Below are 21,413 nucleotides of genomic sequence, written 5' to 3'. Positions count from 1 at the left end.
ACCAGTCCACCATGCGCACCCGCCGACCGGCCGTCACGCCTCGGCGGCGCCGTAGGGATGTGGCACAGGCGGCGCCCCGGCGGCCCCGCGCGGCGACCGGCCCGGCACAGCCGGGCGGGGGCGGTCGGCACGGTCCGTGTTTCACGTGAAACGGAGAGCGCGGCGCGCCATGTTTCACGTGAAACGCGGTACGACCGCGCCCACCGCCCCCGCAGGGGCCGTGCTCAGCTCTCCTCGGCGGGAACGGTCCCGAGCCGTCCGGCCTGGAAGTCCTCGAAGGCTTGGGCCAGTTCGGCGTGGGTGTTCATCACGAACGGGCCGTAGTGCATCATCGGCTCCCGGATCGGCTCCCCGCCCAGCAGCACGACCTCGAAGTTCGGGCTGCGGGACTCCTGGCTCTCGTCCGCCCGGAGGGTGAGCGAGTCACCGGAGCCGAAGACGACCGCCTGCCCGGTCCGGAACGGACGGCCTTCCGCTCCCGCCGTGCCGCGCCCGGCCAGCCCGTACGCGAGGGCGTTGAAGTCGGCCCGCCACGGCAGGGTCACCTCCGCGCCCGGGTTGATCGAGAGATGCAGCATGGTGATCGGCGTGTGCGTGGCGCCGGGCCCCTTGTTGCCGTCGAGGTCACCGGCGATCAGCCGCAGCAGCGCACCGCCGTCGGCCGAGGTGAGCAGCTTGACCTGACCGCCACCGATGTCCTGGTAGCGCGGCGCCATCATCTTGTCGCGCTTGGGGAGGTTCACCCACAGCTGGAGGCCGTGGAAGAGCCCACCAGACATGACCAGCGACTCCGGCGGCGCCTCGATGTGCAGCAGCCCGGACCCGGCGGTCATCCACTGGGTGTCCCCGCCGTTGATGACCCCGCCGCCGCCGTGCGAGTCACGGTGCACGAAGGTGCCGTCGATCAGATAGGTGACGGTCTCGAAGCCGCGGTGCGGGTGCCAGGGCGTGCCCTTGGGCTCTCCGGGCGCGTACTCCACCTCGCCCATCTGATCCATCATGATGAACGGATCGAGGTGCTTGTAGTCGATACCGGCGAACGCCCGGCGCACCGGGAAGCCCTCGCCCTCGAAGCCGCTCGGTGCGGTCGAGACGGCCAGCACGGAACGGGGACGTGCTTCGGCGGGTGCCGCCACACGCGGCAGGGTCAACGGATTCTCAACGGTCACTGCAGGCATGACGGCCTCCTCGGTCGTTCGGGTTTCAACTTAGTTGAATGCTGAACAACCTGCAAGACGTACTCCATTCCCGACCGCATCGCCGCAGGTCGGAGCGGGGCCGCCGCCACCACGACTGAGCGAAGGGCCGACCCGTGCCATGCGGGTCGGCCCTTCCGTGCGGTCAGGGTGTGGCTCAGCCGTACATCCGGCGCATCGCGAAATCGACCATCTGCTCCACCGCCTTCGCATCGAAGACCATCCGGTGATCGCCCTCCATGTCGAGGACGAAGCCGTAGCCGGTGGGCAGCAGGTCGAGCACCTCGGCGCCGGTGATGACGAAGTACTTGGACTCCTTGCCCGCGTACCGCCGCAGCTCCTTGAGCGAGGTGAACATCGGGATCACCGGCTGCTGGGTGTTGTGCAGCGCGAGGAAGCCGGGGTTGTCGCCGCGCGGGCAGTAGACCTTCGAGGTGGCGAAGATCCCCTGGAAGTCCTCGGGGGACATCGAGCCGGTCGTGAAGGCGCGCACCGCGTCCGCGAGGGAGGGCGGGGACGGCTCCGGATACAGCGGCTGCTCGCCGTAGCCCCCGGAGGGAGGTTGCTGCGGCGGGGGCGGCGCACCGTACTGCTGCCCTGCACCCGCGTCCTGGTCGTAGCCGTACATGCGCCACAGGGTACTGAGTCGGGACGGGATGCTCGTCACAGATGGCCGGTTAGGGGTTGCTTCTTATTACCGATGGGTAGCATCATCGGAGCTACCTGCTGGTATTTGCGTGACGGGCCCCGCACCGCACAGGGCTCGCGACGAGGCGCCACGCGCCACTCTCTTGCTGAACTGATACGGAGCCGTACCCATGGGGCACTACAAGTCGAATCTCCGCGACATCGAGTTCAACCTCTTCGAGGTGCTCGGCCGTGACAACGTCTACGGCACCGGACCGTTCGCGGAGATGGATGTCGACACCGCCAGGAGCGTACTGTCGGAGATCGCCCGGCTCTCGGAGAACGAGCTGGCCGATTCCTTCGCCGACGCCGACCGCAACCCGCCGGTCTTCGACCCGGAGACCAACACCGCACCGGTCCCCGACACCTTCAAGAAGAGCTTCCAGGCGTACATGGACGCCGAGTGGTGGCGGCTGGGCATCCCGGAGGAGATCGGCGGCACCACCGCGCCGCGCTCGCTGCTGTGGGCCTTCGCCGAGACGATCCTGGGCGCCAACCCCGCGATCTGGATGTACGCCTCCGGCCCCGCCTTCGCCGGCGTGATCCACGAGGAGGGCACCGAGGAGCAGCACCGCATCGCCCAGCTGATGGTGGACAAGCAGTGGGGCTCCACCATGGTGCTGACCGAGCCGGACGCCGGTTCGGACGTCGGCGCCGGGCGCACCAAGGCGGTCCAGCAGGAGGACGGCACCTGGCACATCGAGGGCGTGAAGCGCTTCATCACCTCCGGTGAGCACGACATGTCCGAGAACATCGTGCACTTCGTCCTCGCCCGCCCCGAGGGTGCCGGTCCGGGCACCAAGGGCCTGTCGCTCTTCATCGTCCCCAAGTACGACTTCGACTGGGAGACCGGTGAGCTGGGCGAGCGCAACGGCGCCTACGCCACCAACGTCGAGCACAAGATGGGCCTCAAGGCGTCCAACACCTGCGAGATGACGTTCGGCGCCAACCACCCCGCCAAGGGCTGGCTGCTCGGCGAGAAGCACGACGGCATCCGCCAGATGTTCAAGATCATCGAGTTCGCGCGGATGATGGTCGGCACGAAGGCCATCGCCACCCTCTCCACCGGCTACCTCAACGCGCTGGAGTACGCCAAGGAGCGCGTGCAGGGCCCCGACCTCGCCGCCTTCACCGACAAGACCGCCCCGCGCGTCACCATCACCCACCACCCCGACGTGCGCCGCTCCCTGATGACGCAGAAGGCGTACGCCGAGGGCATGCGCGCCCTGGTGCTCTACACCGCGAGCGTCCAGGACGAGATCATCGCCAAGGAGGCCGCGGGCGAGGACGCCACCGCCGCCACCCGCCTGAACGACCTGCTGCTGCCGATCGTCAAGGGTTACGGCTCGGAGAAGTCCTACGAGCAGCTGGCGCAGTCGCTCCAGACCTTCGGCGGCTCCGGGTACCTCCAGGAGTACCCGATCGAGCAGTACATCCGGGACTCCAAGATCGACACCCTCTACGAGGGCACCACCGCGATCCAGGGCCAGGACTTCTTCTTCCGGAAGATCGTCCGCGACCAGGGCCAGGCGCTGACCGCGCTCTCCAACGAGATCAAGGAGTTCCTGGCCCAGGAGACCGGTGGCGAGGAGCTGGCCGCCGCCCGCGGCGAGCTGGCCAAGGCCGCCGCCGACCTGGAGGCGATCGTCGGCGCGATGCTGACCGACCTCGCCGCCACCGAGAAGGACGTCAAGTCCATCTACAAGGTCGGCCTCAACACCACCCGGCTGCTGCTGGCCTCCGGTGACGTCGTCATCGGTTACCTGCTGCTGAAGGGCGCGGCCGTCGCCGCCGGGAAACTGGACGGCGCCACCGCCAAGGACAAGCCGTTCTACACCGGCAAGATCGCCGCGGCGAAGTTCTTCGCCCACAACGTCCTGCCGGGCCTCTCCGTACAGCGCTCGCTGGCCGAGGGCATCGACCAGTCCCTGATGGAGCTGGACGAGTCCGCGTTCTGAGTCCGCGGCGGATCCGGCCTCGTCCGGCCCCGCCGCCCACCGGCGGTGCCCGCCTCCCCATCCCCCGGGGACGGCGGGCACCGCTGTACGCAGGGTTTCGCGCCCCGCGGTGCAACTCCGGCGAACGCCCGCATCCTGGCCGGAAGAGGATGGAGCGGACCACGGTCCGCCCGCATCGGCGCGGGTCACCGGCAGCCCTCCTCCTTATGCTGGAGCCATGACCAACTCCGCCCGCTTCGACCGCGGCCACACCGACGACCTGATGTCCTTCCTCGCCGCGAGTCCGTCGCCGTACCACGCGGTGGCGAACGCGGCGGCGCGGCTGGAAGCGGCGGGGTTCCGGCAGGTCGCGGAGACCGACGCCTGGGACGGCGAGCACGGCGGCAAGTACGTCCTGCGGGGCGGAGCGCTCATCGCCTGGTACGTCCCCGAAGGCGCCGTCCCCGCCACCCCGTTCCGCATCCTGGGCGCCCACACCGACTCCCCCAACCTCCGGGTCAAACCGCTGCCGGACACCGGTGCGCACGGCTGGCGGCAGGTCGCCGTCGAGATCTACGGCGGCGCGCTGCTCAACACCTGGCTCGACCGGGACCTCGGGCTCTCCGGCCGGGTCACGCTGCGGGACGGCAGCCACCGCTTGGTCAACATCGACCGCCCGCTGCTGCGCGTACCGCAACTCGCCATCCACCTCGACCGGTCGGTCAACACCGACGGCCTGAAGCTGGACAAGCAGCGCCACATGACGCCGATCTGGGGGCTGGGCCAGGTCGACGAGGGCGATCTGATCGCCTTCGTCGAGCAGGAGACGCAGCTGCCCGCCGGTGAGGTCCGCGGCTGGGACCTGATGGTCCACAGCATCGAGCCCCCCGCCTACCTGGGCCGCGACCGTGAACTGCTCGCCGGGCCGCGGATGGACAACCTGCTGTCCGTGCACGCCGGCACCGCCGCGCTGATCGCTGCCGCCGAGAGCGGTGAGCTGACCAGCATCCCGGTACTGGCCGCCTTCGACCACGAGGAGAACGGCAGCCAGTCCGACACCGGCGCCGACGGCCCGCTGCTCGGCTCCGTCCTGGAGCGCTCGGTCTTCGCCCGCGGCGGTGCGTACGAGGACCGTGCCCGCGCCTTCGCCGGGACGCTGTGCCTCTCCTCCGACACCGGCCACGCCGTCCACCCCAACTACGGTGAGCGGCACGAGCCCGGACACCACCCGGTGCCCAACGGCGGCCCCATCCTGAAGGTGAACGTCAACCAGCGGTACGCCACGGACGGTGACGGGCGGGCGGTCTTCGCCGCCGCCTGTGAGCGCGCCGACGTGCCCTGGCAGTCGTTCGTCTCGAACAACGCGATGCCGTGCGGCACCACGATCGGACCGATCACCGCCGCGCGGCACGGCATCACCACCGTGGATGTCGGCGTCGCCATCCTCTCCATGCACTCGGCACGTGAGCTGTGCGGCGCCGAGGACCCGTACCTGCTCGCGAACGCCCTGACGGCCTTCCTGGAGGGCTGAGTTGGACTTCTCACTGCTGGGCCCGATCGCCGTCACCACCGGCTCCGGGGAGCTGTCGCTCGGGCCGGCGAAACGGCGGAGCGTGCTGGCGCTGCTGCTGCTCCAGCCCAACACCACCGTCCCTCTTGAGCAGTTGATCGACTCGCTCTGGGAGGACGAGCCACCCGAACACGCCCGTACGGTCGTCCAGGGCCATGTGTCGCGGTTGCGCGCCACACTGGCCCAAGGCGGCGCCGACGCGTACGGCATCGAGCTGACCACCCACGGCTCGGCCTACCTGCTGCGGCTGCCCGAGGAGCTGATCGACGCCCACCGCTTCGGTGAACTCGTCGCGCTGGCCCGGCCCGAGGAGGCACCGGCCGACGCGGTGCCGCTGCTGCGGGAGGCGCTGGGGCTCTGGCGTGGCCCGGCGCTGACCGGCACGGTCACCAGCCCGCCGTTCGCCGCCGCCGCTCACGCGCTGGAGGAGCGCCGGCTGACCGCCGTCGAGGCGCTGGGCCGTGCCCATGGCGCGCTCGGCGCCCATGAACAGGCCGCGGCGGTGCTCTACAACGCCGCCGTCAACCACCCGTTGCGCGAGGGTCTGATCGCCGGTCTGATGCGGGAGCTGTTCCGTACGGGGCGTCAGTCCGACGCGCTGGAGTGGTTCCACCGCACCCGACGGCTGCTCAACGAGGAGCTGGGCGTCGATCCGGGCGAGCGGCTGCGCGGGGCGTACGAGGAGATCCTGCGGGCGGAGGAGGCCCGGCCGACCGCCAAACCGGCCGCTGTTTCACGTGAAACAGGCGCGGCGTCCGGCGTCGCGCAGTCCGGCGAGCCCCGGGTGCCCGCGCAGGGCGGCGCGGCGTCCGGCGCCACCGGTGGTACGGAAGGCTCCGGGCGGGGCACCACGCCGCCCCGGCTGCTGCCCCGGCCGCCGGCCCGTTTCCTGGGCCGGGAGCACCAGCTGGCCGCACTCACCACGATCCTGACCGACCATACGTCGCAGGAGAGCCCGCTCGCGGTGGTCGCCGGACCGGCCGGAGTCGGCAAGACCGCGTGTGTCGTGCAGTGGGCGCATCAGTACGCCGCGGCGTTCCCGGACGGTCAGCTCTTCGCCGATCTGCGCGGTTTCGGGGAGGGTGACGAGGCGGACCCCGCCGAGATCCTCCGGGACTTCCTGCTGGCGCTCGGTACCCCGCCGGAGCGGGTGCCGTCCTCCGCCGAGTCCGCGTCCGCGCTGTTCCGGTCGCTGGTGGCGGAGCGGCGGCTGCTGGTCGTCCTCGACAACGCGCGCGGTTCGGCGCAGGTGCGGCCTCTGCTTCCCGGCGGCCCGCACTGCGCCACCGTCGTCACCAGCCGCAGCCGCCTCGACGGGTTGGTCGCCACCGACTGGGCCCGGCCCGTCGGTCTCCAGGCCATGGGGTACGAGGAGGGCGCCGCGCTGCTCGGGGCGATGCTCGGCGCCGAGCGGGTCGCCGAGGATCCGGCGGCGGCGCAGGAGCTGGTCGCGCTCTGCGACGGGCTGCCGCTGGCGCTGCGGGCCGCCGCCGCGCAGTTGACAGCCCGGCCGCGCTGGCGGCTGGCCCGGCTGGCGTCGGCGCTGCGCGACGAGCGGCGGCGGCTGGCGCTGCTGTCCGCCGAGGACACCGGCATCGCGGCCGCGCTGCGGATGTCCGTGGCCCGGCTCTCCGCCGATGACGCCCGGCTGCTGAGCGCGCTGGCCACCAGCGCCGACGGCCACCTGAACTCGTCGGTGGCCGCGGCCCTCGCCGGGTACGACCAGGAGCGCACCCAAGACGCGTTGGACCGGCTCGCGGAGATGCATCTGGTGGATGAGGAGTCCACCGACGTCTACACGATCAGCACGCTCACCCAGCTCTTCGCCCGCGACGAGCGCTCGGAAGGGGACGGGCCGCGGGCCTGAGCGACGGGCGGGGGCCGGCCGGGAGCTGTCCGGTCCGGCCCTCACCACCGCCCTGTCGGGGAGCGCGGCCGGGTGGAGATCCGGCTCTCAGCACGGCGGCGGGACCGCCCGGCCCGGCGACGATGCCCCGCCCGGCCCGCGTCCCGCCCCCGGCGGAAGGTGTCCCGGCCGTCCCAAGGGACCCGGAAGCGCGGGCCGCCCCGTTTCCGTTAGGCATCCGTTAGCAGCGCGGCAGCGGGGGGCGGCAAGGTGGTGGACAGCTCGGAGAACGCCACCGCCCACCGCCCATCGGGGGAGAGACGCCATGTCACGTATGTCGCACCTGTCGCACGCGGAGTCGGCGCAGCGCACCCGGCGTACCGGCGGCGCGGCCGGATCCACCGCCTCCCGTACCGGCTTCCGGCGTACCGGTCCCCGCCTCGCGGCGGCGGGCCTCGTCGCCGTCGCCGGGCTCACCCTCACCGCGTGCGGCCAGTCGGAGAACCGGGTCAAGGCCAGTGACGGGCATCCCTTCGACGCGGCGCCGCAGGACCGTCTGGACAGCGCCGCCCCCGGAAAGAACGGCGGCGTCCGCGCGGACGGCGGCAACGGCGGCAGCTCGGCCGGTAAGGAGTCCACGGCCGGCCGGAGCGGCGCCGACGACGCGCGGCCGGACTCCGGCCGGACCGGCGACGCCCCCGACACGGACGGCCCGACGCCCCCGGCCGGCACCCCCGACGAGCACACGGCCTGCGGCCCGTCGGACGTCAGCATCGCCGTCTCGCCGCTGAACCGGCCCGTCAACCATCTCCTCCTGGAGGCGAAGAACACCTCCGGCACCAGCTGCGACCTGTACGCCTACCCGTTCCTCCAGTTCGACCAGGCCCAGGCGCCGCTCGCCCCGCTGGAGGACAGCAAGCCGCAGGCGGTGGTCACCCTCGCCCCCGGCGAATCCGGCTACGCCGCCATCATGACCTCGTCCGGCGATGGCAGCGGGACCAACGGCCACAAGCGGACCTCGCTGAACGTCAGCCTGGCCGACCGCGACGGCCAGGGCGGCAGCGGTTCGGCGCCGGTGGCGCTGCCCGGCGGCTCCACCTACCTCGACGACAGCGCCTGGGTGACCTACTGGCAGGCCGACCCGAACACGGCCACCACCTGGTAGGCCACTCCGGGGCATCCGCCCCCCGAGAACCAGGGCGCCCGCCTTCCCCCAGCGGGCGCCCTGCCTCGTGTCCGGCCCCGTCCACCGGAGAAGGACACCGCTCACCGGCGCCGATGGGCCCGACTGCCGTCCCGTCATGTCCCACGCACGGGGGCCCACGTCCCGTTCCCGCCCTGCCGGGACGCGCGTTTCCCCAGGTCACCGCGGTGAGGCGGGAGTCGTACGTCCCAGGGGGCGGCTGGTCGCCCGTACCGGCTGCAGGGACGTTCCAGGATGGCTCCACCGCCGCGGACCGAGCGGCCCGCCCCGACGGGCCGGGCTCCGCGGCGGCGCACACGGCGACGGACGGCACAGAAGGGGACAGCGGATGCGCGGCCACGGCAGCACGGACACGGCGTACGGCACCACCCCCGCGGGCACCGGCGGACACGGGGCGGCGGACGACGGGACGGCGGCGTCCGCGGGAAGGGCCGAACGGCGGACGCTGCGGCGGGTGGTGCCCGTACTCGCGGCCGCCGGACTCGGCATCACCGGTTTCACGGGGGTGGCGCACGGCCGGTCGGCGACCGCACCGGGCACGGCCGCCGACCGGGCGCCGCGGGCAGCCGCGGCGGCCTTCCCGACCTGGGGCACCCGCTGGGTGGTGCACGCCTCGGCCGATACCGCCTCCCCCGCCGTCGGCATGATCAACAAGACCGCCGCCGGACAGGACCGGATCACCGCCGACTACCAGGTGGACACCGGCCGCAGGGTCTGCGAGGGCGACGCCTGCTCCTCGTACATGGCGCATGTGACCGGCCCGGTCGAGGGCTTCCTCACCGTCGTCGCGGTGGCGATACCCGAGGACCGGCTGCCGGGCGTACCGGTCAAGGACGCTCCGCCGCCGCAGCACCCGGGCACCTCGCGCGAGGAGATGCTGCGGCGCGCGGCGACCTGGCTCACCGCGAACGGTGGCGCGCAGGTCCCGTACAGCCAGACCTCGTACTGGAAGGACGGCTACCGGCAGGACTGCTCGGGCTATGTGTCGATGGCGCTGGGGCTGGCCGCGCCGGGGACCAACACGGTCGGGCTGGCGACCGACCGTTCGCTGACCCGCCCGATCTCCCTCGGCGAGCTGACCCCCGGTGACCTGCTGATCGACGCGGACGGCAACAGCGACACCCGCCATGTCGTGATCTTCGAGAAGTGGAACGACGCGGCGCACAGCTCCTACACCGCGTACGAGCAGCGCGGCGACCACGGGACCGACCACCGGAGCCTGACGTACGGGCTGCCGGGCGGCGACCTGGAGTTCAAGCCCTACCGTCCGGTGGCCTTCGGCGACTGAGCGGCGTCCGGGGCGCACTCAGGGGGCGCACGGGTGCGGGTACTTCACGGTTCGGTCCGCGTCCGGTCCGGATCGTGTCACGAGGGGCACTTCCGTCACAGGGGAGCGGAAGTGCCCCTCGCACGCGTACCGGCGCTGTGCTGGAATGCAGGGCGTGCCTGGCCACGAGAACCACGCCGCGAACGTCCGCCGCAAACCGCTCGCCCCGCTGCCCGCCGATCTCACCGGGCCCGTACGGGACTTCGTCACGGCACTGCGGCGCATGCACGGCGAACTGGGCTACAGCCTCAAGGAAATGGAATCCCGGCTCCCGGCCAGCCGCTCCTCGCTCTCCCGGTACCTGCGCGGCCAGAGCCTGCCGGACGAACGGCTGCTGGTGCAGTGGTGCAAGCTCTCCTTCACCGGGGAGGACCGGCTGCCCGCCCTCGTCGCCCTGCTGCACGCCGCCTGCGCGGCACAGGAGTCGGCGGTCGCGGCGGAAGAACCGCCCGGCGGTACGGAGGAGACCGCAGGGGCACACGGCGCCGGGGCGACCACCGTCGTCCGGGTCCCGGCACAGTCGCCGCCCCCGCGCGGGAACGGCTCCCCGGACACCCCCGCGACCGACGAGGCCACCACGCCCGCCCTGGCCGTCCCCGCCGCCGTGACCCCGTACCCGAGTGGGCCGGCGACCGTCCCGGGGGTGCCCGGCGCTCCGGGCGCCGACCGCCCGCGGTGGTCGCGTCCGCTGCTCATCGGGCTCGGCGCCGCCGTCGCCGTCGCCGCCGGGCTGACCGTCCTCGGGCTCACCGGCGGCGCCAAGGGTTCCGGCACGGCGCCGGAGGGCGGGGCCGGTTCCGGCGGGGGCGCCACCGTCACCGTCTTCAACGTCGAACGGGCCTGCCGCGAGAGCCGCGGTCCGGACTGCGGGCTCGGACTGGCCCGCGACCCGTACGAGACCTATCGCCGCCCCAATGTCGCCGGTCACGTCTGGCACGACGACACCCTGCACGCCCGGTGCCGGATCGCCGACGGCGTCTCCGTCACCGACGAGGTCGGCGGGCACAGCAGCATCTGGCTGCGCGTCGACCACGACGGCGGTCAGGCGTGGGTGCCCGGCATCCGCATCCGTCCGGAACAACTGCAGAACATCGATCTTCCGGTGTGCCGGCACTGACCCGGCTCTCCGTCCGCCGGCCCCTGGCGCGCCGGGCGCGAATCGATATCGTGGCGGTGCCATGACACGGACAGCCCGCTGAAACGCAGCAACCACTGGGGGAACCTCATGACCGCACGCCGCTCACGCCGCCGTTCCGTCACCTACGCGACGCTGGCCGCAGCGCTCTGCGGCACGCTCGCGCTGACGGGCTGCACCCACTCGAAGTCCTCGAAGTCGCGGAAGCACTCGTCCTCCTCGACGTACAAGGACAAGAAGAAGAAGCGCCGCCTGATCGGCGCCGGGGCGGGTGCGGCAGGCGCCGGCGCGGCGGCCCACGGCAGCCGGCGTCCCTCCGACTGCTCGGGCGGGCCCTCCCGCCTGGAGGCCGCGACGAGCACCAAGCCGTCCGTGATGATCCTGACCTACCACAACAAGCTCAGCCGCCCCTGCATCCTGCACGGCGCCCCCAAGGTGACCCTGGACGACGCCAAGACGCCGCTGGGCTTCCTGGAGGGCGACCCCGGCGACTCACTCGTCGGCCGCCAGATCACCGTCCAGGCCCACCGCGACGCGTACGCGCTGATCCCCACCAACACCGCCGCCACGAAGGGCACCAAGCCCCTCAAGAAGGTGTGGATCTCCCTCACCGACAACCGCGGCGTCGACAGCCGGGGCGTCACGGGCTACACGTTCTCGAAGTACACGCCGAACTACGCCACCCAGCAGGCGAAGGTCGGCAACTGGTACACCAGCCTCCCCGAGGCGCGGGTCAAGGCGAACGTCGAACGCTGAGCCGCGGCCGGTGACCGGGAGGGCTCCGCGCCCCCGGTCACCGGCCCCGCCGTCACTCCTCCGCGTCCAGCCCGGCGAGCACCAGGCCCAGCCGGGCCCGTCCGCCTTCGGTGACCCGCACCGGCACACCCCAGTCCTGCTGGTGCACATGGCAGGCCGGGTACTCGATCGCCGGATCGTCGTCGCAGGACGCCGCCATCGCCGAGACGTGCAGCACGCCCTCGGTGACACCGTCGGCCAGCACCAGCTCCCGGGTCAGGTCGGTGCCCGCGCCCTCGCCCTCGGCCAGCAGCTCCGGCGGGGTGGCGCTGACCAGCAGCCGGGTCGACGGACCGTAGCGGGTGTCCAGCTTCTGCCCGGCCGGTGCCTGGAAGACGATGTCGAGGCGGAGCGCGCCGGGCGCCACCTCCGTCGCCGCGCGCTGCGTACGGTGCGCGACCGCCGCGACCCGGACCGCCTCCTCGGGCAGCCGCAGCCGGGTCAGCCGGTGCCGCGCCGACTCCACCACCACGATGTCGTCGTCGACGAGCACCGCGCCGGACGGCTCCCGCAGATCCGTCGCGAGGGTCGTCACCTCACCGCTCTCCGGGTCGAAACGGCGCAGCGCGTGGTTGTAGGTGTCGGCGACGGCGACCGAACCGTCCGGCAGCGCGGTGACGCCCAGCGGATGCTGGAGCAGCGCCTGCTCCGCCGCGCCGTCGCGGTGTCCGAAGTCGAACAGCCCGGTGCCGACGGCCGTCCGCACCGTGTACCCGCCGTCGTCCGCCCGCTCCACCCAGCGCACCGCGCTGGTCTCCGAGTCGGCGATCCACAGCCGGTCGCCGCCGGCCGCGAGCCCGGACGGCTGCGCGAACCATGCCTCGGCGGCCGGACCGTCGACCAGACCCTCGTTGGTGGTGCCCGCGACCGCTTCGACGGTGCCGGTCGCCGGGTCGTACGTCCACAGCTGGTGGACGCCGGCCATCGCGATCCACAGGCGCTCCTGCCACCAGGCGAGGTCCCACGGCGAGGAGAGATCGGTCTCCAGGGCGGGGCCCGCGGCGGGCGAGCCCTGCCACCACTGGCGGCCGGTGCCGGCGACCGTCGTCACCGCGCCGGTCTGCGGATCGAGGACGCGCAGCGCGTGGTTGACGGTGTCGGCGACGGCGACCGTGCCGTCGGGCAGCAGCGCCAGGCCCTGCGGTTCGTTGAAGGTGTCGGGGCCGAAGCCGCGCTCGCCGGTGCCGATCCGGCGGACCACCTGCTCACCGTCCGGCGCCAGCTCCACGAGCTGATGGCGGGTGGTGTCCGAGACGAGGAGGTTGCCGGACGGCAGCCGCACGGCCTTGCCGGGGAAGCGGAGATCGGTGGCGACCGGCTCCGGCGGGACGTACGGACCGTCGCCGCGGCGCAGCGTGCCCTTGGCGGTGTGCTCCGCGATCAACTCCTCGACCAGCGTCGCGAGGGCGTGGGCATGGCCCTCACCGGCGTGCTGGGCGACGACGTACCCCTCGGGGTCGATGACGACGAGGGTGGGCCAGGCACGGACCGCGTACTGCTTCCAGGTGGCCAGCTCCGGGTCGTCGAGGACCGGGTGCTCGACGCCGTACCGCTCGACGGCGTCGACGACCGCCTGGTGCTCGGCCTCGTGCACGAACTTGGGGGAGTGCACACCGATGATCACGACGGTGTCGCGGTGGCGTTCCTCCAGCTCGCGCAGCTCGTCGAGGACGTGCAGACAGTTCACACAGCAGAAGGTCCAGAAGTCGAGGACGACGATGCGTCCCCGCAGATCGGCGAGGGACAGTTCCTTGTCGCCAGTGTTCAACCAGCCGCCCTTGCCGATCAGCTCGGGGGCCCTGACGCGCGCACGTGAAGCCATGACCCCATTCAACGTCACCCGCCTGACCACGCATTCCGCCGGGGCGGCGGGGAACACGTGAGCAATGCAGCCATTCACCGGGGGGCACGCCCCGTCCTCGCGTACCTATCTCGTCCGTGACCGGATCTTCGGGATCGGCGACGACTACTGGATCGACGACGAACACGGTCACCACGCCTTCCTCGTCGACGGCAAGGCCCTGCGGCTGCGGGAGACCTTCGAGCTGAAGGACACCGACGGCCGGGTGCTGATCACCCTGCGCAAGAAGATGCTCAGCCTCCGCGACGCGATGACCATCGAGCGGGACGACCGGCCGCTCGCCACCATCCGCCGCAAACGCCTGTCGCTGCTGCGCAACCACTACCGCGTGGAGCTGGTCGACGGCACCGAACTCGACGTCAGCGGCAAGATCCTGGACCGCGAGTTCGCCGTCGAGTACGAGGGTGAACTGCTCGCCGAGATCTCCCGCCGCCGGCTGACGCTCCGCGACACCTACGGCATCAAGGTCGTCCGCGAGGACGCCGACCCGACGCTGCTGATCGGCGTGGCGGTCTGCGTGATCCGCCTGGCGGAGCGGGAGCGGGACGACGACTGACGGCGGAGCTCCGCCGTACGCGGGACGGCACTGTGCGCGGCGGCCGAAGCGCCGCCGGTCCGTTGGGAATTGCCCGGTTCGCACCTCGGCCCGGACACCCCCTGCGACGGGCGGATCACAGGGGCGGGGCACAGTACCACCGCTGGGGCCCGAAAGCCTGGCTGCCACCGGAAAACTGCCTACGATGGTCACCCGAAAGCACTGCCGGGGTGCCCGTGCGCAGCGTAACTTAACTGCCAGACAGCAGCCCGCGTACGAATCGTCCGAGGGGTCACGTGACCGTCCATCCCAGCCTTCAGTCCTCCATCGATGCCTGGACTCACTCCATAGAAGCGGTAACCGAGCTGGTGACACCGCTCGCCGAGGGGGAGTGGAGCAGGGCGACGGACCTGCCGGGGTGGTCGGTCCGCGATGTGGTCTCGCACATCATCGGCCTGGAGTGCGAGATGCTCGGCGATCCGCGTCCGATCCACTCGCTGCCGCGCGACCTCTACCACGTACGCAGCGAGTCGGCCCGCCGGATGGAGGTGCAGGTCGATGTCCGGCGGCACCACACCGCCCTGGAGATGGTCTCCGAGCTGGAGTACACCGTCATCCGCCGCTCACGACAGCTGCGCAACGAGACCCGGCAGCCGGACGCGCTGGTGCGCAGCCCGTTCGACGAGGACCGCACACTGGACTTCGTGCTCCAGCTGCGCGCGTTCGACGTCTGGGTGCACGAGCAGGACCTCCGCCGGGCGCTGGGCCGGCCGGGCAATCTCGACGCCCCCGGTGCACACATCGCCCGGGACCTCCTGGTCAAGACGCTGCCGGTCGTCGTCGCCAAGAAGGCGCAGGCGCCCGCCGGTTCGGCGGTGGTCTTCGACGTCACCGGTCCCGTGGAGTTCATGCGGACGGTCCGGGTGGACGCCGAGGGACACGGCACCGTCGACGGCAGCGTCTCGCTCGGCCCGACCGTGACCTTCGCCCTGGACTGGGACGTCTTCGCCCGGCTGGCCTGTGGCCGGTCCCGTCCGCAGGCCGTCGCGGACCAGATCAAGATCGACGGTGACCAGGAGCTGGCCACGGCGATCCTGGAGAACTTCGCCGTCACGCCGTAGCGGACGACGGACGGACGCAGCCGCGGTGTTTCACGTGAAACGCCGCGGCTGTTTCACGTGAAACACGGGCCGTGCCCCACATGGCCAACCCCCCTTCTCCGTAAGACAGTTACGGAGAAGGGGGGCGGCTGGGTCACGGACCGGCGGCGTACCGGAGGTCAGGCGGGGACGTGCACCGCCTCGACGCGGCTGACGCTCTGCCGCTCCCGCTCGCGGAGCGCCGCCCGGCGGCGGAGCCGCAGGATCTGCGAGACACCGAGCGCCTCCAGCACGAAGACCGAGGTGAACGCCGCCCGGTAGTTGTCGCCGGTCGCGTCCAGCAGCACACCGACGGCGAGCAGCGTCGTCATCGAGGCGATGAAGCCACCCATGTTGACGATGCCGGAGGCGGTGCCCTGGCGCTCCGGCGGGTTGGCCGGGCGGGCGAAGTCGAAGCCGATCATCGACGCGGGACCGCAGGCGCCGAGCACCAGGCAGAGCACCACCAGCAGCGCCATCGGCGCGTGCGGACCGGGCCAGTAGAGGGTGAGGGCCCAGAGTGCGGCGGTGACGCCGGTGGTGCCCAGCGCCAGCGGCAGCCGGGCCGTGTGGTGGCGGGCGATGATCTGGCCGTAGACCAGGCCGATCGCCATGTTGGAGAGGACGATCAGGGTCAGCAGGGTGCCCGCGGTGGCCCGGGACAGACCCTGCGCCTCGACGAGGTAGGGCAGCCCCCACAGCAGCAGGAAGAACATCGCGGGGAACTGCGTGGTGAAGTGGACCCACATCCCCAGCCGGGTGCCGGGCTCGCGCCAGGCGTCCGCGATCTGCCGGCGGACGAACGCGGCGCCGGTGTGCGTGGCGGGCGCGGGCGCCGGGGCGAAGCCCTCCGGGTGGTCCTTGAGGAAGGCCAGCAGCAGGACGAGGACGACGACACCGCCCACCGCGCTGCCCGCGAAGGTGGCCGTCCAGCCGAGGGTGTGCAGCAACCGGGCGAGCACCAGCGTGGAGATGAGGTTGCCCGCCATACCGACCAGCGCGGCGATCTGCGCGACCATCGGCCCGCGCCGCGCCGGGAACCAGCGGGAGCCCAACCGCAGCACGCTGATGAAGGTCATCGCATCACCGCAGCCGAGCAGCGCCCGCGAGCCGAGCGCCATGGCGTACGAACCGGAGAGCGCGAAGCCGAACTGGCCGGCGGTGTAGAGGACGACGCCGAGGGCCAGCACCTTCTTGGCGCCGAGCCGGTCCACGAGCAGGCCGACGGGTATCTGCATGCCCGCGTAGACCAGCAGCTGGAGGATCGAGAAGGTGGAGAGTGCCGAAGCGTTGATGTGGAAGCGGTCGGCGGCGTCCAGACCGGCGACGCCCAGGCTGGTGCGGTAGGTGACGGCGACGAAGTAGACGGCGACGCCGATGCCCCAGACGGCCACGGCACGGGCGCCGCCGGGCGGGTCGCCGGGCAGGACGCGCGCCGCGGTGGTGCCCTCGCTCATCGGACGTCTCCCTGCGCGAGGTTGCGGACCCAGCTGACGTGGCGGTGCACCGCGGCGATGGCCGCCCCGGCGTCACCGGTCCGCAGCGCCTCCAGGATCTCGGCGTGCTCGGTGACGTTCTTGGCGATGCGGTCCGGGTGGGCGTGCATCACCGCGACGCCCATCCGCAGCTGCCGGTCGCGCAGCTGCTCGTAGAGGCGGTTGAGGATCTGGTTGCCGGTGTTGCGCACCAGGGCGGCGTGGAAGCAACGGTCGGCGACGGAGGCCGCCGCCAGATCGCCCGCCGCGGACCGCTCCCGCATGGTCCGCAGATGTCCGGCCAGTTCGTCGAGGAGCGCCTCGGACGCCGGGACGGCTCTGGCCGCGGCGTACTCCTCCACCAGCAGCCGGGTCTCGACGACGTCGGCGATCTCCTGCGCGGAGACCGGCAGCACCAGCGCGCCCTTCTTCGGGTAGAGCTTGATCAGCCCTTCCACCTCCAGGCGGAGCAGCGCCTCGCGCACCGGCGTCCGCGAGACCCCGACCGCCTCGGCCAGCTCGCCCTCGGTGAGCAGCATCCCGCCTTCGTAGCGGCGCTGGAGCACGGCGTCCTTGACATGGGTGTAGACGCGTTCGGCGGCGGGCGGCTGTTTGGCGTGGGGGGACCCGGCGGACTGCCGGCCGGGAGCGGCGGGTGAGGCAGATGGCATGCGCACAGGATAGATACAACAGGTATGCATACGCTCGGGCTTCCACGATGCGGACGACCGATGTCCGGGAGCGAGGCCGGAACGACAACGGGGCCGGGCGCGAACCCGCAGGTCAGAGCCGTGCGCGCCCGTCCCGGCCCGGTCCGGGCCCGTTCGTCAGCCCGCCATCAGCCCCTGGGCCACCAGCCGGTCGACGACCTGGCCGTGGGCCGGGGCGCAGCGCTCGCGCGCCTGGGCACGGTCGAACCAGGCGTACTCGGCGATCTCCCGACCGGGACGCGGCTCGATGTCCTGCGGACCGCCCGTGAAGCAGGTCATGTGGAGCCGGCGGCCGCCCTGCCCATGGGCCACGTCATGGATGACGAACGCCTCGGTCAGCTCCGCCGCCGGAACCGTCAGACCCAGTTCCTCCGCCAGTTCCCGCGACAGCGCCTCCGGTGCGGTCTCCCCGTCCTCGTACTTGCCGCCGGGCAGGTAGAACGTGTCGTTGCCGCGGGTGCGCACGCTGAGCAGCCGGCCCTCGCGCACATGCAGCCAGGACACCGACCGCAGCGGCGCGACGCGGTCGAGGGCGATCAGGGTCTCGCCCGTCTCCTCGTCGGGCCGGCGGGAGCGCTCGGTGAAACCGAGGTGGTCGTAGAAACGGCGGGCGCGGTCGTTGCGCGCGAAGACCTCCAGGGTCAGTGCGCCGTGCAGCGCCGCGGCGTGCTCGATCAGCGCACGGCCGAGGCCGCGGCCCTGGGCCGCCGGATCGACGAACAGCCCGCCGACCTCCGCGCCCATGAGCCCCAGCAGACCGACGACGACGCCGTCCCGCTCGGCGACCCAGTTGTCCGCCCGGACGAGATGGACCTCCCGGAGCGTACGGGCGCGCTCGCCGCCGCCCTCCCCCGGGAGGAAGGGGTGGGCCTGACGGACGGCGCGGGACCACAGGTCCACGACGGCGTCCTCATCGGTTTCCCGGTAGCGCCGGATGTTCACCTCACTGCTGCTCATGCAAGCGAAGCTAAACACCGCTCTGGCCTGCGGCAAATCCTTTCCGGCACCCGCCGCGCGACCCCGCCCGCCGGCTTCACCGCCCTCTCGGGAGCCCTCCGGACGCACCGGTCGGCCGAGGCTCCCCCGCCCCGCCGCCGGAGGCGCTCCCCGCCCGCCGGTCCCCCGGAAGTGCGGTGCCGGGTCCCTCTCAGGTTGTAGCTGATCCCGTACCTGACGCGTACGGACGGCGCGGAAATCCATGGGTGAATGGAGGCATGACGCCGGGAAGGTTCCGGCACCCGAGGGGGAGAAGCCATGCAGACCAGGACGAACACCGCCCGCCGCGCCCGGACCACCGCCGTGGTGGTGCTCATCGCCGCCGCCGTCTGGGCCGGCACCACGGTGGTCCGCAACGCCTCGCACGCGGACACCTCCGCGCCGACCGGCCCGGTCGCCCATCTCCGGAACGTCGTCGACCTCATCCGCGGCTGAAGCACGCCGCCGACCGCCGACACGTCACGGCAGACGCACGCACAACGGCCGGCCCCGCGGACGCGGTGGCCGGCCGTTCTCCGTGCGTAACCGGGTCAGCCCCAGGTGATCAGCCGCTTCGGCTTCTCCAGGACGCCCGCGATATCGGCGAGAAGCTTCGAGCCCAGCTCGCCGTCGATCAGCCGGTGGTCGAACGAGAGTGCCAGGGTGGTGACCTGACGGGGCTTGACCTTCCCCTTGTGGACCCACGGCTGGAGCTTGACCGCGCCGAAGGCGAGGATCGCCGACTCCCCCGGGTTGAGGATCGGCGTACCGGTGTCGACGCCGAAGACGCCGACGTTGGTGATGGTGACGGTCCCGCCGGACATGGCCGCCGGCGAGGTCTTGCCCTCACGGGCGGTCGCCACCAGCTCGCCCAGCGCCTCGGCGAGCTGCGGCAGCGTCTTGGCGCCCGCGTCCTTGATGTTCGGGACGATCAGCCCGCGCGGGGTGGCCGCGGCGATACCGAGGTTCACCTCGTGCTTCAGCACGATCTCCTGGTTCGCCTCGTCCCAGGACGCGTTGACCTCCGGGTGCCGCTTGAGGGCGACGAGGAACGCCTTCGCGACGAAGAGCAGCGGGTTGACGCGCAGCCCCGCCATGTCCGGGTCCTGCTTCAGCTCCTGGACGAGCTTCATCGTGCGGGTCACATCGACGGTGATGAACTCCGTGACGTGCGGCGCGGTGAAGGCCGAGGCCACCATCGCCTGCGCGGTGGCCTTGCGGACGCCCTTGACCGGAATCCGGGTCTCCCCGGCCGACGGCGTGGTGGCCACCTCCGGCAGCGGCTCGGACTCCGGCACTGTTTCACGTGAAACGGGCGCCGCGGCGGCCGCGGCGGCGTGCACGTCCTCGCGGGTGACGACCCCGTCCGCACCGGTCGGCACCACCGTGGCCAGGTCGATACCGAGGTCCTTGGCGAGCTTGCGTACCGGCGGCTTGGCCAGCGGCCGAGGCCCGCCGGGAGCGGTCGGTGCGGGCGCGGCGGGAGCGGGAGCTGCGGCAGCGGCCGGTGCCGGGACGGCCGCCGGTACGGACGGCGCGGACCGCCCGTTCAGCTCCGCCTGGAGCCCCGCGGTCACCGGCTCCGCCGCGGTCTGCGGCGACGCCTTGCGCGGGCGCCGCTTCGTCGACGCCGGGGCGGCACCGTAGCCGACGAGTACGGCCTGGCGGCCCTGCGGCTCCTCGGCCTCGGCGGGCTCCGGCGCGGCGGCCGGTGCGGCCGGGGCCGCCGCCTCCGCGGGACCGGCACCCGGGTCGGTGTCCACGGAGATGATGACGGTGCCGACGTCGACGGTGGTGCCCTCGTCGAAGTTGAGCGTGTGCACCACCCCGTCGTAGGGGATGGGCAGTTCGACGGCGGCCTTGGCGGTCTCGACCTCGCAGACGACCTGGCCGTCGGTGACGGTGTCACCGGGCTGTACGTACCACTTGAGGATCTCGGCCTCGGTGAGTCCCTCACCCACGTCGGGCATCTTGAACTCGCGGAAACGCTGCGCCGAGGCGGTGGTTGCGGTCATGGTCACGGCTCTCCTCTCCCCCTCAGTACGCCAGCGCGCGGTCGACGGCGTCGAGCACCCGGTCCAGGCCCGGCAGGTACTCGTCCTCCAGCCGGGACGGCGGGTACGGCGCGTGGAAACCGCCGACCCGCAGCACCGGGGCCTCCAGGTGGTAGAAGCACCGCTCGGTGATCCGGGCGGCGATCTCGGCGCCGACGCCGAGGAAGACCGGCGCCTCGTGCACCAGGACCAGCCGGCGGGTCCGCTCGACCGACGCCTGGACGGTGTCGAAGTCGATGGGGGAGAGCGACCGCAGGTCGACGACCTCGATCGACTTGCCCTCCTCCGCCGCCACATTGGCGACGTCCTGGCAGACCTTCACCATCGGGCCGTACGCGGTGAGCGTGAGGTCCGAGCCGCTGCGGGCGATCCGGGCGGTGTGCAGCGGGTCCGGGATCGCCTCGGTGTCCAGGCGCGACTTGTCGTGGTAGCGGCGCTTGGGCTCGAAGTAGATGACCGGGTCGTCCCCGGCGATGGCCTGCTGCAGCATCCAGTAGGCGTCCGACGCGTTCGACGGCGTCACGCACTTGAGGCCCGCGACGTGCGCGAACAGCGCCTCCGGCGACTCCGAGTGGTGCTCGACCGCGCCGATGCCGCCCGCGTACGGGATGCGGATGACGACGGGCACCTTCACCTTGCCCAGCGCGCGGGCGTGCATCTTCGCGAGCTGGGTGACGATCTGGTCGTAGGCGGGGAAGACGAAGCCATCGAACTGGATCTCGGCGACCGGGCGGTAGCCACGCAGGGCCAGGCCGATCGCGGTGCCGATGATGCCGGACTCGGCGAGCGGGGTGTCGATCACCCGGTCCTCGCCGAAGTCCTTCTGAAGGCCGTCGGTGACGCGGAAGACGCCGCCGAGCTTGCCGACGTCCTCACCCATCACGAGGACCTTGGGGTCCGCCTCCATGGAGGCCCGCAGCGAGGCGTTGATCGCCTTGGCGATGGTGATCTTCTCGTGGACGGCCAT

18 protein-coding genes are annotated in these 21,413 nt (G+C 72.2%); 10 read left to right on the top strand and 8 right to left on the bottom strand.

The features are described from left to right. Positions 1 to 224: 224 nt before the first annotated feature. The gene (locus ACZ4M8_RS19905; RefSeq protein WP_467609095.1) at positions 225 to 1,178 is read right to left on the bottom strand and encodes a pirin family protein; all 954 of its coding nucleotides are present in this window, start codon (positions 1,176 to 1,178) and stop codon (positions 225 to 227) included. A 175-nt stretch (positions 1,179 to 1,353) separates the two neighbouring features. After that, a complete protein-coding gene (locus ACZ4M8_RS19900) occupies positions 1,354 to 1,824 on the bottom strand; it encodes an SseB family protein (RefSeq protein ID WP_467609094.1) in 471 nt (156 codons plus the stop codon). 190 nt (positions 1,825 to 2,014) lie between these two features. Here ACZ4M8_RS19900 and ACZ4M8_RS19895 point away from each other — a divergent pair, with 190 nt between their 5' ends. The 7 genes from ACZ4M8_RS19895 to ACZ4M8_RS19865 all read left to right on the top strand — a co-directional run bounded on the left by ACZ4M8_RS19895 (position 2,015) and on the right by ACZ4M8_RS19865 (position 11,658). Beyond that, positions 2,015 to 3,841 (top strand): acyl-CoA dehydrogenase, encoded by a 1,827-nt coding sequence (locus ACZ4M8_RS19895; protein ID WP_467609092.1) that lies wholly within the window; start codon positions 2,015 to 2,017, stop codon positions 3,839 to 3,841. Positions 3,842 to 4,058: 217 nt separating this feature from the next. Beyond that, complete coding sequence (locus tag ACZ4M8_RS19890) at positions 4,059 to 5,351, top strand: M18 family aminopeptidase (protein ID WP_467609090.1); 1,293 nt, start codon at positions 4,059 to 4,061, stop codon at positions 5,349 to 5,351. Between the two features lies 1 nt (position 5,352). Then, entirely contained in the window at positions 5,353 to 7,257 is a 1,905-nt protein-coding gene (locus ACZ4M8_RS19885; protein WP_467609088.1) for an AfsR/SARP family transcriptional regulator, read from the top strand. A 304-nt stretch (positions 7,258 to 7,561) separates the two neighbouring features. Beyond that, positions 7,562 to 8,401 (top strand): DUF4232 domain-containing protein, encoded by an 840-nt coding sequence (locus tag ACZ4M8_RS19880; RefSeq protein WP_467609086.1) that lies wholly within the window; start codon positions 7,562 to 7,564, stop codon positions 8,399 to 8,401. 367 nt (positions 8,402 to 8,768) lie between these two features. Further along, positions 8,769 to 9,728, top strand: a complete 960-nt coding sequence (locus tag ACZ4M8_RS19875) for a hypothetical protein (RefSeq protein WP_467609084.1) — start codon at positions 8,769 to 8,771, stop codon at positions 9,726 to 9,728. Between the two features lie 145 nt (positions 9,729 to 9,873). Beyond that, entirely contained in the window at positions 9,874 to 10,884 is a 1,011-nt protein-coding gene (locus ACZ4M8_RS19870; protein WP_467609082.1) for a helix-turn-helix domain-containing protein, read from the top strand. Between the two features lie 108 nt (positions 10,885 to 10,992). Then, positions 10,993 to 11,658 (top strand): DUF4232 domain-containing protein, encoded by a 666-nt coding sequence (locus tag ACZ4M8_RS19865; protein ID WP_467609080.1) that lies wholly within the window; start codon positions 10,993 to 10,995, stop codon positions 11,656 to 11,658. 52 nt (positions 11,659 to 11,710) lie between these two features. On the opposite strand, the gene ACZ4M8_RS19860 is transcribed toward ACZ4M8_RS19865, so the two are convergent. After that, positions 11,711 to 13,519 carry a thioredoxin-like domain-containing protein gene (locus ACZ4M8_RS19860; RefSeq protein ID WP_467609079.1) on the bottom strand — a complete coding sequence of 603 codons (1,809 nt, stop codon included), beginning with the start codon at positions 13,517 to 13,519 and terminating at the stop codon, positions 11,711 to 11,713. Between the two features lie 64 nt (positions 13,520 to 13,583). On the opposite strand from ACZ4M8_RS19860, the gene ACZ4M8_RS19855 reads away from it, so the two are divergent. Together ACZ4M8_RS19855 and ACZ4M8_RS19850 are read left to right on the top strand one after the other, a co-directional pair. Next, entirely contained in the window at positions 13,584 to 14,114 is a 531-nt protein-coding gene (locus ACZ4M8_RS19855) for an LURP-one-related/scramblase family protein (RefSeq protein WP_467609077.1), read from the top strand. Between the two features lie 275 nt (positions 14,115 to 14,389). Further along, entirely contained in the window at positions 14,390 to 15,214 is an 825-nt protein-coding gene (locus ACZ4M8_RS19850) for a maleylpyruvate isomerase family mycothiol-dependent enzyme (protein ID WP_467609076.1), read from the top strand. A 158-nt stretch (positions 15,215 to 15,372) separates the two neighbouring features. On the opposite strand, the gene ACZ4M8_RS19845 is transcribed toward ACZ4M8_RS19850, so the two are convergent. The 3 genes from ACZ4M8_RS19845 to ACZ4M8_RS19835 all read right to left on the bottom strand — a co-directional run bounded on the left by ACZ4M8_RS19845 (position 15,373) and on the right by ACZ4M8_RS19835 (position 18,374). Beyond that, positions 15,373 to 16,689: an MFS transporter gene (locus ACZ4M8_RS19845; RefSeq protein ID WP_467609074.1), complete on the bottom strand. Its 1,317-nt coding sequence runs from the start codon at positions 16,687 to 16,689 to the stop codon at positions 15,373 to 15,375. Beyond that, positions 16,686 to 17,378, bottom strand: a complete 693-nt coding sequence (locus ACZ4M8_RS19840; RefSeq protein WP_467609072.1) for a GntR family transcriptional regulator — start codon at positions 17,376 to 17,378, stop codon at positions 16,686 to 16,688. Before ACZ4M8_RS19840 ends, ACZ4M8_RS19845 begins: the two co-directional genes overlap by 4 nt. 156 nt (positions 17,379 to 17,534) lie before the next feature. Next, a complete protein-coding gene (locus ACZ4M8_RS19835; RefSeq protein WP_467609070.1) occupies positions 17,535 to 18,374 on the bottom strand; it encodes a GNAT family N-acetyltransferase in 840 nt (279 codons plus the stop codon). 297 nt (positions 18,375 to 18,671) lie between these two features. Here ACZ4M8_RS19835 and ACZ4M8_RS19830 point away from each other — a divergent pair, with 297 nt between their 5' ends. Then, positions 18,672 to 18,848, top strand: a complete 177-nt coding sequence (locus ACZ4M8_RS19830) for a hypothetical protein (RefSeq protein WP_399088538.1) — start codon at positions 18,672 to 18,674, stop codon at positions 18,846 to 18,848. Positions 18,849 to 18,943: 95 nt separating this feature from the next. Here ACZ4M8_RS19830 and ACZ4M8_RS19825 read toward each other — a convergent pair whose 3' ends face one another. Both ACZ4M8_RS19825 and ACZ4M8_RS19820 read right to left on the bottom strand, forming a co-directional pair. Then, on the bottom strand, positions 18,944 to 20,407 hold the full coding sequence (locus ACZ4M8_RS19825) for a dihydrolipoamide acetyltransferase family protein (protein ID WP_467609068.1): 1,464 nt from the start codon (positions 20,405 to 20,407) through the stop codon (positions 18,944 to 18,946). Positions 20,408 to 20,429: 22 nt separating this feature from the next. Then, a complete protein-coding gene (locus ACZ4M8_RS19820; RefSeq protein WP_467609066.1) occupies positions 20,430 to 21,413 on the bottom strand; it encodes an alpha-ketoacid dehydrogenase subunit beta in 984 nt (327 codons plus the stop codon).

It is taken from the genome of Streptomyces sp. NPDC027185, assembly GCF_055567035.1.
This window is presented reverse-complemented; position numbering and strand designations above follow the sequence as displayed.